Raw genomic sequence first — 13943 nt, forward strand, 5'->3', positions numbered from 1 at the left:
ACTAAGGCATCAACTTAGGCTGGGGCAGTCCTTGACGCACTTTTTCTGGATAGGCGTCTAGATCTTGGTTGTCCTCAAAGCTAAAGTTAGCCACTTTAGGGTTAATATGCGCATTGATATACCACTGCTCCTTATCCCATTGATGATCTTTTCCATCGAGCTGTTCAGGAAGCAGTCCTTGATCATATAAATAGTTTGGCACATAGCCTGACATCAAGATTCGATAATCCCAAGGAAAGTCCGTCGCATCAATGGCACGGGCCATATCAAAAATAACCGTAGTACAGTTTCTGATTAAAGTGTTATACCACTTAGGCGCTTGTTGCAGCTGTTTTGCTTGCTCTAAATAAGCCCTAAACAGTTGCTGCACTTGTGCCTGACTTAAGCCTTGGATAGGAAACATATAGACTTGCTCACCGCGTACATTACTGCGAGTGTAGACAATGTCTCTTTCTTCTGAGGCAACAACCGCCATCTCAAATTGCTTTACAAAGCCCCCAAAAGCGGAAAAAGACTCATCTTCTTCTTTGCGTATCTCAATTGAAAAACTCAACGGCCGCTCATCTTCAAATCGAAAGCTTAATAAGGTATGTCCAATCTGCTCTCCCATCCAATAAGAGTTAATGATATCTACACCGCTAAGCTTACTAAGATCAACTGTTCGTTCGCTCCAGCGCTCATTCACTACCACATCTTGGCCGCCTTTTTCTACCGCTTTGTAGTAGTAAGGCTGTGTTGGCTGCACCAGCTTCTCGGCCCCAGGTGCTCGCTCCCAGTCAAAGTCTCGTACGTTGTGCAAGGTAATTAAATTAGGATTACTCTGGCTTTGGCTAAACTGTAAGACTTGGCTGACTTCCGGCATCCAGGGTCGGTCTTGTTTGGGGGGTAACCAGGCAAACCAAATGGCCAATAACGCTGCTAACGAGACAAATCCTGCCAGCCATCTTTGCCAATATAAGTTTTGAGTTAAGCTGGCTCTTAAAGTGATAAGGCCAAGGGCTGCAATGAGGACTAAGGTTATGCCACGTAAAATTGGATAATCTGCTAAATGCACCCAAAATATAAGCCCTGCCCATAAAGACGCTATTAATAGAATTAAGGAAAATAAAATCTTAGCCGTGATAGCCACAGCTTTTTTTGCTGCACCAGGCGAGGCTGTACTAGAAGAAGGTAAGGTATTGTTTTTATTACTAAGTGTGCTGTTATTTGACATAAGTATGGTTGCCCCAAAAGCTTTATTGGGGTAAGTGTATTTTAGTCGATATAACTTAGCAAATTATGCAACACAGGGACAATACAAAATAGGCATTAAAATATTGGGGTTTGGCGTTGAATATAAATCTTCCTTGGGATAAAGTGAGAGCAACTAAATAACCATACGAGGTGATACTCCCCCCATGTCTGATGACAATTCTGGCACAGCCAGCTGGTCGATGCGAGGCCTAAAGCGCTGGTTAAACACTGCCCCTGAAACTCGTGATGAGTTGATAAAACTGGTACAAGATTCGCATCAGTTTTTAGAGCCTGATACCGTAGATATGCTTGAAGGTGTGCTGGATTTGCCTGCTACTCAAGTTCGTGAAATTATGACCCCACGGCCACAAGTGGAAGGGGTCCGTGAACATGACACGTTAGGCGATATCATGGATATGATTATGGAAACCAATCATTCCCGTTATCCAGTATTTGACAGCCAGGACGATGACGCTGTCATCGGCATCTTATTGGCAAAAGACTTAATCCCGTTATTGGTTAATACCATTCGCCAAGAAGAAGGGGTTGATACTTCTTTTCGCTTAAAGTCATTGGTACGTCAACCCCTATATATCAGTGAAACGGCACGCTCAGACACCTTATTACGCTCCTTACAGCGGACCCAAGTACATATGGCCGTGGTGGTAGATGAGTTCGGTAACATGGTGGGTGTGGTCACTATGGAAGATTTACTGGAAGAAATTGTTGGTGATATTGTCGATGAACATGACGATTTCGACGAAGACAGTGATATTAACAATATCATTCTGCATCCAGAAAAACCCAATACTTGGATTGTACAAGCCTCTACTTTAATTGAAGACTGTAATGAGGAGCTACACACCAATTTTGATGATACCGATGTCGATACTATGGGCGGCCTAGTCATGCAGGAGCTTGGTTATGTGGGCGACCTAAAAGGCGAACAGGTGGTTACTCAAGGCTGGAATATTTCAATCCTTGATGTTGAAGGTCGATTTATTAAACTGCTTGAATTAACTCCTGTGGCTGAAGATTTATACAATGAGGACTAACTACGTCGCCCCTCACCTAGCTTGGTTGGGGCTCTCGGCATTACTATTAAACGGCTGTAGCAGCCTAGCCACCGATTCCCAACCAAAAGGTGCTAGCTCTCGGCCGACTGCTCCGGTCATTGCCCTAGTCTTGGGCGGTGGCGGTGCAAAGGGTTATGCCCATGTGGGGGTGATTAAAGCGCTAGAAGCAAACCACATCACGCCAAATTTAGTGGTTGGTACCAGTGTCGGGAGCTTTGTGGGTAGTATTTATGCCAGTGGCAAATCAGCAGCTGAGTTAGAAGCTATCGCTGTGACCACAGCAGATAGTGAGCTGACTGACTTTACCCTGTCTTACCAAGGGATTATCGAGGGTCAAAAGCTTCGCAGCTTTGTTAATACCCAGGTCAATAATAAGCCGATTCAAGCCTTTCCTATTTGCTTTGCAGCGGTAGCCGCTGAGAAAAATAGCCTAAAAAAAGCGGTGTTTACTGAAGGAGAAGCCGGCTTAATAGTACAAGCTTCTAGCAGTGTGCCGAATGTATTTATAGCCCCTCGTATTCCTGATCCAAAAACCTCTGGACAAATAGGCAAAAAATACATCGATGGGGGTGTGGTCAGCATGGTCCCAGTTGATGCGGCTAAAGCCTTAGGAGCAGACCTGATTATTGCTGTAGATTTGCAAGCCGGCAATACCTCTCAAACTGCAACCGCGTCCAATAAGAGTATCTGGTCGCTTATTGAACAAGGCTATAGTGGCTATAGGAATAATAGCTCTGCTATTAGCAATAACTCTGGTCCTTATACCCAGAATTATGAAGCTATCAATAATGCTGAGATAGCTCGAGCTGATGTCGTTATTCGTCCTGAGGTTAGTAATATAAGCTCTATTATCACCGTAAATCGTGAACAAGCGATCGCTGCAGGGGTCAAAGCCACTGAACAAAAATTACCCGCAATTAAAGCTGCCATTGCAAAAGCTCAGGCCGAATACTATCAGCAATAAGCGATGTTCTGTCTAAGATAAACTCTAAACAAACTTTGCTTAACTAAAAAAGAGGCCCACAATTTGTGGGCCTCTTTTAGATTCAGCGTTAATTGCTTAATCCTTAGCACTTAATCCTTAGTAAGGATTTTTCCTAAATTAACGAACCACAGCACGGTACTTAACCACTGCGGTTTCATTTTGACCTAAGCCTTCGATGTTCCAACGTACGTGCTTATAGAACTCAAGAGGCACATCTTGCATTTGACCATCAATACGAGCGCGTAATGGAACATGACTGAAGTTCTGACCATCAACACTTGCATAAGCCGTCTCTGGAGAAAGTTTACCCACCAGCTTCACCTCTTCAGGGATACTCATCGTTACCACCATATTGCGCATACGATCTGAGCTGCTATTGGTGAAGTAGCTATGATACTCAATCACATTACCCTTTCTTAAACGAGTATTGGCATCGATAGGCTTTAAAGCAGGTTGACCTTGGGCATCAACACTCACTAAGGCAGCTACCGTCTTAGTAGTTAGCTTACCGGCCTGATTGGTTTGACCTTGCTGCATAACCGCAGCATTTTGGGCATTGCTTGGATTGCTCATTTCAGGCTCTGGCGTCGGTAACATCGCTTGGGCGCTTAGACCACCTGCCAGCATTAATGAGGCAATAGCAGTCTTACTAGCTAGCTTAGAAGCCAATTTAGCGGGAGTTGAAGCATGAAATTTCATAAGATACCTTTCCTTTTTATGTGGGGTTATAAAGTGTTGATAAAATCAGTATACAATTGAGTCCTTAGCCATGCCAGCCACAGTATGGCTACCCTAAAGACCTTATGCCCATTTTGTCCGTATCATTCTTGGTCAATAAAGTGAGATTAGCTGACGGACTCTATCTCTTCAAGTTATACAAACAACTTCAATATAAATTTAACAGCAAATTCAAAACAGCTAGTATGCAATAAATTGGCGTAACTGTCTGTATTAAGCTGTATCAAGTCAGTTGCTTCACTTTGATTAGTAAAATAAAGATAGCCCAAGTTGGCATTTTTTGCTATCGTAAAAGCGTATATTTTCTTACTATTCGCCTTAAGCCTATTGTGATATTTAATATGAATGACACTGCTATGCCACAAATAACTCCTGACTATGTCCATTGGTTCCGTAATTCCGCTCCATATATTAACACCCATAGGGGTAAAACATTTGTCGTTATGTTTGGCGGTGAGGCGGTCAACCATCCTAATTTTAGCAACTTAATTCATGACTTTGCGTTACTGCATAGCTTAGGTATTAAGCTGGTCTTAGTCCATGGCGCTCGTCCACAGATTGAAAAAAACCTTTCCCAACTTGGCATTGACTCTCCTTTGCATAAAGACATTCGTGTCACGCCTCGTGAAGCCATGCCTACTATTTTAGAAGCTGTGGGTGCCATTCGCCTACAAATTGAAGCCCAGCTTTCTATGGGTCTGGCCAACTCCCCAATGTATGGCTCGCGTATTGATGCCGTATCCGGTAACTTCGTCACAGCGAGACCTTATGGGGTCAGAGATGGGGTTGACTACCAAATGACAGGGGAAGTGCGCTCTATTGATGTAGAGGCCATCAAAAACAACTTACTTCATAATCATATAGTGATTTTAGGCTCAATGGGCTACTCTGCTACTGGCGAGATTTTCAACCTGCTGGGTGAAGATGTGGCCTTAAAAGCTGCCGTGGCACTTAATGCCGATAAGCTGATCTTCTTAGGCAGTGAAACAGGCATCAATGAAGAAGGTCGTCTGCTTCATGCTATGATTCCAAATGAAGTGGACCGCTTCTTAAGAGATCGCGATCTAGATCGTGAGATTTATTATTTCCTACACTGTGCTGCCCAAGCTTGTCGCGAAGGCATTCACCGTACTCACATCATCTCTTACGCTCAAGACGGTGCTTTATTAGAAGAGCTGTTCACCCGCGATGGTTCTGGCACTCTAATCAGCCACGATCCTTATGAAGAAATCCGCCGAGCCACCATTGATGATGTGGTGGGCTTGATTGAATTGCTATCTCCTTTAGAGGAGCAAGGCATCTTAGTACAGCGTTCTCGTGAACGTTTAGAACAAGAGATTGAGTTTTATAGTGTCATTGAACGTGACGGTATGATCTTAGGCTGTGCTGCCCTATATCCCCTAGATGAAGATTCGGCTGAGGTCGCCTCTATTGCGATCCATCCCGACTATCGTAATGGCAGTCGTGGCGCTGATTTATTGGCCTTTTTAGAACAGCAGGCCCGCAGTCATGGTCGTCACCACCTATTTGCTTTGACCACTCGGACAGCGCACTGGTTCGTTGAACAAGGTTTTGTCGAAGTCGATGCAGACGCTCTACCCGAGCCTCGCCGCACCACTTACCATAACGGCCGCAACTCTAAAGTTTTCAAAAAGAAACTGTAATCCCTAGTTTCTAGCCAAAAAAAACACCTGCTGTAAAAGCAGGTGTTTTTTTATGAGCATTACAATTTAGTTGGCAATGCTTTTATTGAGCAGGTTGCTCAGGCATCTTAGGGTTAACTTCAATCATTTCTACTTTGAAGATTAACGTGCTGTTAGGATCAATACCGGCATTACCTGTTTCACCATAAGCCAAATCCGCTGGAATGTATAGCTCATAAGTACTACCCTCTTTCATCAGCTTCAAACCTTCAGTAAAGCCTGGAATCATTCCCTCTACCGGGAATATAACTGGCTCCCCTCTGTCATATGAGCTATCAAAAACGGTCCCATCAAGCAGCTTACCTTCATAGTTGATTTTAACCATTTCGCTACCAGCAACCGGCTTACCTGTCCCTGCTTTAAGCACTTTATACTGTAGACCAGAAGCTGTGTTTTTCACGCCTTCTTTTTTGGCATTTTCTGCTAAGAATTTATCACCCGCTGCTTTATTGGTGACTGCATCTTGCTTCATCTTCTCCATCATTTCAGCTTGTTTCTTTTCTTCGTACTTGGTCATAACCTCTTGCATTTGCTCTTTGGTTAAAACCGCTTCTTTGCCGTCATACGCATCGCGAAAACCCATCTCAAAGGTATCTAGGTTTAAATCATCTAATGACTCTTTGTAACTTTCGGCAGTAGCATAACCGATGCTGTAACCTACTTTTTCAAGGTCAGTACTCTTTTCAGTAACCGTTGAACTTGAACTGTTTTGGTCAGATTTATTGCCGTTGTTGGCACAACCAAAAGCAAGCGTACTGGCTAGGGCTACTGCTAAAAACTTAGGGATCATTACTTTATTCATATATAAACTCTGTTGTAGTGGGAGTAACTTTTTTAGTGGGAATAATCAGCTAATAAAGCGGACTAATATTTAAATCAACTGCTAAGAGATTATGTTTTCTACAATCAATTTCTATAGCTGACTGTGTTTTCACTTAATCCTGCTATTTTAACGGTTATCGTAAAAAGTATCACAGGACAATTGTAATAAAAATGACTTTATATGTTTCTTATAATATTGGAGCACATAGTAGCAAAATTGTAGATTAATCACCATGAACCGCTTTTACTTTGTGCTTATACTGTATAGAAAACGTTAATAAACTTGGGATATGTCACAACTTCTCACATAACTTTAAATTTTTATGAATAAAAGCTATTTATTATTGCTGTCTAATCCGATAAAGTGGTTTCGTCAACTAACTTTATTTTATGCTAGACCTAAGTCACCGCTAGATGCCATAAGAGGCAAAAGGCTTTGGCTTATTAACTGGTGTAAAAAGATTTTTTAATAAAATCAACATTTTTCGCTGTAAAACTTGTAAGCTGTAGTTTATTTAGCTCATTAGAATTAAAAATTTACTTTTTAATAGCCTAGTTACGCCAGCTTATTTGAATACTTAAACTTAAAAATACAAAAGTAGATACCGGGTTTGTTTATCGACCCATTTATTGAATTACATTATAGGAGAAACAGCATGGACAACATGTTTGTTTGGTTTAATAGCAACTTAGGCGGACCAATTGGCTCGATTATCGCAGCCATTTTGGTATTCGTTATCGGTTGGTTAATTGCTATGGCACTGGCCGGTGTGGTACGCAATTTGCTAGCCCGCGTTAATTTAAACCAACGTATGAATACTTCGACAGGTAAAGCCTACGACCTTGAAAACATAATTTCAAAAGTCGTTTTCTGGTTTGTATTCTTAATGGCCATTTCTGGTGCATTAAGTATGCTTAGCTTAAATGCTATCTCTGCTCCATTTGCCAATATGATTGATAGTGTCTTATCTTTCATTCCGACACTTATCGGTGCGGTTATTATTGGTGTGATTGGTTGGGTAGTAGCTACAGTAGCTCGCACTGCTATCAATGCCGCTTTGTCTAAGACAACACTTGATGAAAAATTAAGTGCTGAAGCCGGTGTACAACCTATGAGCAATACCATTGCTGATATGGTTTACTGGGTTATCCTGCTGTTTGTTTTAGTTATCGTATTGGGTCAACTACAGTTAGATGGTTTATTTGCTCCATTAACTAATATGTTGAACAAAGCGATCGGCTATATCCCTAATCTATTCATGGCTGGTGTTGTGTTCTTTGTGGGCTATATCGTGGCAAAAATTGTCCGCGGTATCGTAGCCAATATGGTAACAAGCCTAAACCTACAAGGCTTTGCTGAAAAAGCGGGTATTAGTAATAACCGTGAAAACAGCCTACCTAACATTGCAGGTTCTCTAGCCTTTTTATTGGTAATCATTCCAACCACAATTATCGCTCTAGATGCACTAAATATCGAAGTGATCTCTCGTCCAGCTACTAACATGCTGAACAAGATTATGAGTGCGCTGCCAAACATCTTTACTGCGGCTGCCATCTTAATCATCACTTACTACATCATGAAAATGGTGGCTAACGTGGTTAAAGGTTTGCTTGAAAACACTACCATTAATGCCCTTCCTGCTAAGGTGGGTCTAGACAGTGCAATGGGTGAGACTCAAGTTTCAGATCTTGTTGGTTATGCCATCATCTTCTTTGCTATGTTGTTTGCTGGTATTTTATCTGCAGACTTACTAGGCTTTGAACAAATCAGTGGCATTATCACTATGTTCATTGCATTTGGTGCTGACATTATCTTAGGCGCTATTATCCTGTTCATCGGCTTCTGGTTAGCCAACATCATCGCTGGTGTGGTTGAGCGTTCTGATAAAGGTTCACAGTTTTTAGCCAACATCGTTCGCGTCCTTATTATGGGCCTTGTGCTTGCAATGGGTCTAAAAGCGATGGGTATTGCAGATTCAATCGTGAACTTAGCCTTTGGTCTTACTTTGGGTGCTGTGGCTGTTGCCTTCGCTCTATCGTTCGGTCTTGGTGGTCAAGAAGCCGCTGCTCGCTTCTTACGTAAGCTGCAAGACAAAGCAGAAACTGAAGCTGAAAAAGCAAAAGTTGAGAAAGCGATTTCTAATACTGCAAAAGAGACAGGTAAAGAGCCTTCTATCACTACCATTTCAGGTGATGAGCCTTCAATCCCTAACTCAGATGATCAATAATTAATTGGTTCTCTAGTAGTAAGTCATTATAGTTCCATTAAAGGCAGCCTTTCGAGGCTGCCTTTTTTCATGTCAAAGCGATATTTAGAAGATTTTTACTCCAATTTGTACCGTTACTTAAACCCTTAATATGATGGTTGCTATAACCTTCTTTTCTTGTCAAAATCATAGACACTATTAAAACTTTAAATATACAGGTTAAAAGGATATGAAGCGATTCAATGACAAGGTTATTGTTATTACCGGTGCAGACTCTAGCATAGGCCGAGTCACCGCGCTAAAAATAGCCCGAGAAGGCGGCAATGTTGTATTAATAGGTAGCAATAGCAAGGTACTTGAATACATCGCTAGTGAGCTTCCTGAAGACCATACTTGGATCAACAGCGGCAACCATTTAGCAGTAACTGGTGATATTACCAATGAAGAGCACAGTGAAAGGCTGGTCTCACATATTGTAGAAAAATATAATAGAATTGATACTGTGATAAGTATTAATACTGAGATTAAATTTAGTCAGGCCCTGCTTACAGAGTTGTCAAAAACAAAAGGCAGTATCGTCAATGTGTCTTTATTGTCCGATACCAGTACCAGTTGGTCGATAGAAGGTTATAAACAGACTCAAACCGAGTTAGAGAAATACAATAAACAACTAGCTTACAAGCTAGGACCGCAAGGAATAAGGGTCAATGGGGTACATGCTGGTCTAACAACCGAGGACAGTGATGATGTCGATAATGTGAAACTTTTTATTGATCAAAGCACGCTCGGTAGATTGGTCGAAATGAGCGAGATTACTGAAGCCATCTTATTTCTCTCCAGTAATGATGCCTGTATGATTACTGGAGCGACACTGGCTGTTGATGGCGGTTTGTCTTTATCTAACTAGGCCATTTTATCTAAGTAACTGCTTTGTATTACCCCTTAAATTTTCATTGTTTTTATTTGTTGGGACAAAAAAAGACCCCTCTGTATTTAGAGGGGTCTTTTTTTAGCACTAAATCGATTAAAAGAGTCGTAGCATCCTAAGTTTATTTGTTGATATCTTTTAAAGGCTTTGACATTTTTTCTGGATACTTAGGCACTACGCCTTTATATTGCTCAACAATTTTCATCACATCTTTGTCATAGTCCCCTGTGGTATACACCGGCTTTAAAAATCGAATCTCTTTGGTTTTATAATCCATAGCTACTGGAATAATAGGCACCTGAGCGCCATCAGCAATGTAATAAAATCCTGTCTTCCATTTATCTGTGTAGTCTCGAGTCCCCTCTGGCGCTAATCCCAAATACAGGGAATCACTCGACTTTAAGCGATCAATACTCGCTTGTAACACCGTACCTCTTTTACTGCGGTTAATAGGAATAATGCCGGCCCATTTAAAGAAGCGAGCCAATATAGGGTACTTAAACAAACTGTCTTTACCCATAATATTAATGTCTAAGTCTAAACCTAAGATCAAAGGTATCGCATATAACCCATCAAAATTTGAGGTGTGTGGTAGCGCCAAAAAGACCGCTTTTGGTACGTTAGGAATCTCACCGACCGCTTTCCAGCCCAAAAGCTTAAACAAACGCCGAGCAATAGGTGGTGAAATACTCCCTCCACGTCTTGGTACCTTATCGCCTAAGCTTTTATGGGTCAGCTGCTTTAACTTAGCTGCTGGGGTATTTTTGGATATATCATTATTAGACATTAAGTTGTGTCCCTACATTTAATTTTTTAAACTGATTGGTGCTAGCTTAAACCGTAATCTCAGCAAGATCTCCCTTACTCTCTAGCCAGGTTTTACGATCAGCGGCTCTTTTCTTCGCCAACAACATATCCATAACACTGTTGGTCAACTGCATATCATCCATATCCAGTTGCACCAATCTACGGGTGTCTGGATTCATAGTGGTTTCACGCAGCTGCTCGGCACTCATCTCACCCAACCCTTTAAATCGAGTAATCTGTGGTTTTTTATTGCCAGGCACCTTACTTAATATATGCTCAAGCTCACTTTCATCAAGTGCATAGTGAACTTCTTTGCCTATATCAATCCTATATAAGGGCGGCATCGCTACAAACAAGTGACCTGCATCAACTAATGCTGGGAAATGTTTAACAAATAGGGCACAAATTAAGGTCGCAATATGCAGACCATCAGAATCGGCATCGGCCAAAATACAAATCTTGTCGTAACGCAGCTCTGACAAATCATCGGAGGCGGGATCTACCCCAATAGCAATAGCGATGTCATGAATCTCACGGCTTGAAAGCACGGTATCAGGGGAGACTTCCCAAGTATTCAGAATCTTACCACGCAGGGGCAAAATAGCCTGAAAATGACGATCACGGGCCTGTTTGGCACTCCCACCGGCTGAGTCACCCTCTACCAAAAACAACTCAGCCCCTTCTCTTACGCCGCCTCGGCAATCCGCTAATTTACCTGGCAATGCTGGGCCTTGAGTAATCTTTTTACGAGCCACTTTTTTAGCTGACTTCAAACGTTTGCCAGCCTTAGAGATGGCTAATTCTGCAATTTGTGCGCCTAATTCAGCGTGTTGGTTTAACCACAAGCTAAAGGCATCCTTGGCTTGTGCCTGTACTGCCCCTGCCGCCTCTCGACTCGATAGACGCTCTTTGGTCTGACCTGAAAACTGAGGCTCTGAGAACTTAAGAGATAAAATATAGTTCACCCCATCCCAGACATCTTCTCCGGTTAGTTTTACATTACGGGGCAGTAAATTGTGAATTTCACAGAACTCACGTAAGGCTTCTAAAATACCGGTTCGGAGGCCATTAACATGAGTCCCTCCTTGGGCCGTAGGAATCAGGTTAACGTAGCTTTCTTGAATAGGGTTGCCCCCTTCAGGTAGCCATGATAAGGCAAAAGTAACCCCAGAACGCTCTCCTTCTTTGGCCTCATAAGAGAAATAAAACGGCTCAGGCGGTAGGGTCTCTAACCCATCAAGTTGCTCATTAAGATATTCAACCACGCCATCGGTAAACTGCCAGACTACTTTGTCTTTATTGGCTTCATCATAAAACTCTATCGTTAGACCGGCTGCTAACACCGCTTTTGCCTTCAAGTTATGCTTAAGCTGTTTGACGCTAAATTTAGGGGTGTCAAAAAAGGTCTCATCAATCCAAAAACGAACCTTGGTTCCTTTTTTGCGCTTGTTAGAGCTCACTGATTCGACTAATTTGGTGACAGGCACCCCATTTTCAAAGGCAATATCGTACTGGGTGCCATCACGCCAAACGGTAACTTCAACTCGTTTTGATAGGGCGTTAACTACGGAAATACCCACCCCATGTAATCCGCCAGAAACCTGATAATTACTGGTGTTAAACTTACCGCCAGCATGTAGCCGGGTTAAAATAATCTCAATACCCGTTTGTTTAAACTCAGGATGAATATCTGTGGGCATTCCGCGTCCATCATCTTCTACTGACAATGAACCATCCTCATGCAGTTGCACCTTGATCGTTTTAGCATGACCCGCTAAAGCCTCGTCCACTGAGTTGTCTATCACCTCTTGTGCCAAGTGATTAGGACGGGTGGTATCGGTGTACATACCAGGACGGCGACGTACCGGCTCAAGACCTTCTAAAACTTCAAGCGACTGTGCTGTGTAATTACTCACAATAATATCCTTTGCTTAATTAAGCTTTTAATTATGAGCCATATTATAACTAATATCGGAATGCATAGGGGATTAGCAAACGTATTAACGACAGCAAGTGACGTAAAGAAAATCAGTTAGTAACACTGGTTAGCCCTGAGACAATAGACGCTTCATAATCAGGGGTAGTTGTTGCTCAAAATCGGTCATACGATGGTCACCTCCAAATTGTAAAGCCACCTCTACCCCTCGAGGCTGATAAAAATCAGCAGCTACTTTTGGATCTAGTAACTCATCTCCTTGTTTAATTACTGCAAATACCTTCTCGGGATAAGTTATCTGCTGCAATTTATGAGCGGCAAACCAATCTAAGTCCTGCAAGGTCATTGCCCAGCCCCCAGTGGTTCGATAAATCACTGGAGAAGCACCATCGTCACAAGCGATAGTATCGATCACTTGGTCATCAACGAAGCGCTGTAAGCTAATATGAGGCTGGGTGCTGGGGTTTAGCAACACAGCAGGGCAACCGGTCTCATTACTCACTAGACTAGCAAAATAGCCACCTAAAGAGCTGCCCATTATTACCACCTTATCATTTGCCCTCTGCCCTTGCTGTACCAATACACACAGTCGATCAAACACCTTATTAGGGGCTTCATTCAAATCCGGTCTGATAACTTCAACATCAGGATGATGAGCTTTGCAATATTTCTCGAGCAAAACACCTTTTACCGAATTTGCTGTGCTATCAAGACCATGAACATATATTATTCTCATTTCCAATCCTTTATTTTTAACGGTTTAAGCAAGATTATCACGAATGAAAGTGCGAAAGGAATCATGCTAAAATTGATTAAATCATAAAAGGTTATTCTACTATGGGCTATGGACTGTAAATGAATGGCTAGCGGCTTAAGTCAGATCACTTATTTAGCTGTGATCTAGGGATGGTATAAAGCTAATGTTTAATCAAATTGAGCTATTCGAAATCGATAACCCCTGTGTGGGGGTTTGCCAAAGTAATAAGAAGGGCTATTGCTTTGGCTGCTTACGTAGCCGTCAAGAGCGACAACTGTGGCTAAGAATGACCAATGAAGAAAAACGAGAGGTTTTGAGGCTGATTGTAGGACGTCGGAAGCGGATCGAACAGATGCGTAGTCGTCAAAGGCAGCAAATGGAAATAGATTTTGAGGAAAATTTAGAGATAGACAGTTTGTTCAATAACTCGCCTCAGTAGTAAACCAAAAAAATCTACAGCAACCTGACATTCGTTCTTTAAAATTGAATGCAAAGGAAAAAGCCCCCGTAACTTAAGTTACGGGGGCTTTTAGGGTATAGGGAGCTGACGATGACCTACTCTCACATGGGCGAACCACACTACCATTGGCGCAACGATGTTTCACTTCTGAGTTCGAGAAGGGATCAGGTGGTTCCATCGTGCTATTGTCGTCAGCAAAGGGGGTATAGATATGAGTTGTGTTAAGGATTAACTTAACTTTGTTTGACTATTATATCAGAACCTGAATCACTATTATCAGGATGATATCGA

At 42.1% G+C, this 13943-nt stretch carries 12 protein-coding genes and 1 rRNA gene; 6 read left to right on the forward strand and 7 right to left on the reverse strand.

Annotated features, from left to right (window positions below):
* Position 1: 1 nt before the first annotated feature.
* Complete coding sequence (locus B3S92_RS07040; RefSeq protein WP_296204272.1) at positions 2-1213, reverse strand: DUF4105 domain-containing protein; 1212 nt, start codon at positions 1211-1213, stop codon at positions 2-4.
* Between the two features lie 184 nt (positions 1214-1397).
* Between B3S92_RS07040 and B3S92_RS07045 the strand changes: the two genes are divergently transcribed.
* Together B3S92_RS07045 and B3S92_RS07050 are read left to right on the forward strand one after the other, a co-directional pair.
* On the forward strand, positions 1398-2288 hold the full coding sequence (locus tag B3S92_RS07045; RefSeq protein ID WP_296204273.1) for a CBS domain-containing protein: 891 nt from the start codon (positions 1398-1400) through the stop codon (positions 2286-2288).
* Positions 2278-3273 carry a patatin-like phospholipase family protein gene (locus B3S92_RS07050; protein WP_296204276.1) on the forward strand — a complete coding sequence of 332 codons (996 nt, stop codon included), beginning with the start codon at positions 2278-2280 and terminating at the stop codon, positions 3271-3273. Before B3S92_RS07045 ends, B3S92_RS07050 begins: the two co-directional genes overlap by 11 nt.
* 138 nt (positions 3274-3411) lie before the next feature.
* Here the strand turns inward: B3S92_RS07050 and B3S92_RS07055 are convergent, their stop codons facing one another.
* Positions 3412-3993, reverse strand: a complete 582-nt coding sequence (locus tag B3S92_RS07055; protein ID WP_296204278.1) for a hypothetical protein — start codon at positions 3991-3993, stop codon at positions 3412-3414.
* 380 nt (positions 3994-4373) lie between these two features.
* Between B3S92_RS07055 and argA the strand changes: the two genes are divergently transcribed.
* Positions 4374-5696, forward strand: coding sequence for an amino-acid N-acetyltransferase (argA, locus tag B3S92_RS07060; protein ID WP_296204281.1), 1323 nt, complete (start codon positions 4374-4376; stop codon positions 5694-5696).
* Positions 5697-5778: 82 nt separating this feature from the next.
* Here the strand turns inward: argA and B3S92_RS07065 are convergent, their stop codons facing one another.
* Positions 5779-6537, reverse strand: coding sequence for an FKBP-type peptidyl-prolyl cis-trans isomerase (locus tag B3S92_RS07065; protein WP_296204283.1), 759 nt, complete (start codon positions 6535-6537; stop codon positions 5779-5781).
* 676 nt (positions 6538-7213) lie between these two features.
* On the opposite strand from B3S92_RS07065, the gene B3S92_RS07070 reads away from it, so the two are divergent.
* Together B3S92_RS07070 and B3S92_RS07075 are read left to right on the forward strand one after the other, a co-directional pair.
* On the forward strand, positions 7214-8785 hold the full coding sequence (locus B3S92_RS07070) for a mechanosensitive ion channel (protein ID WP_296204286.1): 1572 nt from the start codon (positions 7214-7216) through the stop codon (positions 8783-8785).
* Positions 8786-8993: 208 nt separating this feature from the next.
* The gene (locus B3S92_RS07075) at positions 8994-9671 is read left to right on the forward strand and encodes an SDR family NAD(P)-dependent oxidoreductase (protein ID WP_296204288.1); all 678 of its coding nucleotides are present in this window, start codon (positions 8994-8996) and stop codon (positions 9669-9671) included.
* A 142-nt stretch (positions 9672-9813) separates the two neighbouring features.
* On the opposite strand, the gene B3S92_RS07080 is transcribed toward B3S92_RS07075, so the two are convergent.
* The 3 genes from B3S92_RS07080 to B3S92_RS07090 all read right to left on the reverse strand — a co-directional run bounded on the left by B3S92_RS07080 (position 9814) and on the right by B3S92_RS07090 (position 13171).
* Positions 9814-10479, reverse strand: coding sequence for a lysophospholipid acyltransferase family protein (locus B3S92_RS07080; RefSeq protein ID WP_296204289.1), 666 nt, complete (start codon positions 10477-10479; stop codon positions 9814-9816).
* Positions 10480-10525: 46 nt separating this feature from the next.
* Positions 10526-12415 (reverse strand): DNA topoisomerase IV subunit B, encoded by a 1890-nt coding sequence (parE, locus tag B3S92_RS07085; protein WP_296204291.1) that lies wholly within the window; start codon positions 12413-12415, stop codon positions 10526-10528.
* Positions 12416-12544: 129 nt separating this feature from the next.
* On the reverse strand, positions 12545-13171 hold the full coding sequence (locus B3S92_RS07090) for a YqiA/YcfP family alpha/beta fold hydrolase (RefSeq protein WP_296204294.1): 627 nt from the start codon (positions 13169-13171) through the stop codon (positions 12545-12547).
* A gap of 184 nt (positions 13172-13355) precedes the next feature.
* Here B3S92_RS07090 and B3S92_RS07095 point away from each other — a divergent pair, with 184 nt between their 5' ends.
* A complete protein-coding gene (locus B3S92_RS07095) occupies positions 13356-13631 on the forward strand; it encodes a DUF1289 domain-containing protein (RefSeq protein WP_296204297.1) in 276 nt (91 codons plus the stop codon).
* 103 nt (positions 13632-13734) lie between these two features.
* Here the strand turns inward: B3S92_RS07095 and rrf are convergent.
* A 5S ribosomal RNA gene (gene rrf / locus B3S92_RS07100) occupies positions 13735-13848 on the reverse strand.
* Positions 13849-13943: the final 95 nt, after the last annotated feature.

The sequence above is a fragment of the Psychrobacter sp. UBA3962 genome, from assembly GCF_002385225.1.
Taxonomy (GTDB): Bacteria; Pseudomonadota; Gammaproteobacteria; order Pseudomonadales; family Moraxellaceae; genus Psychrobacter.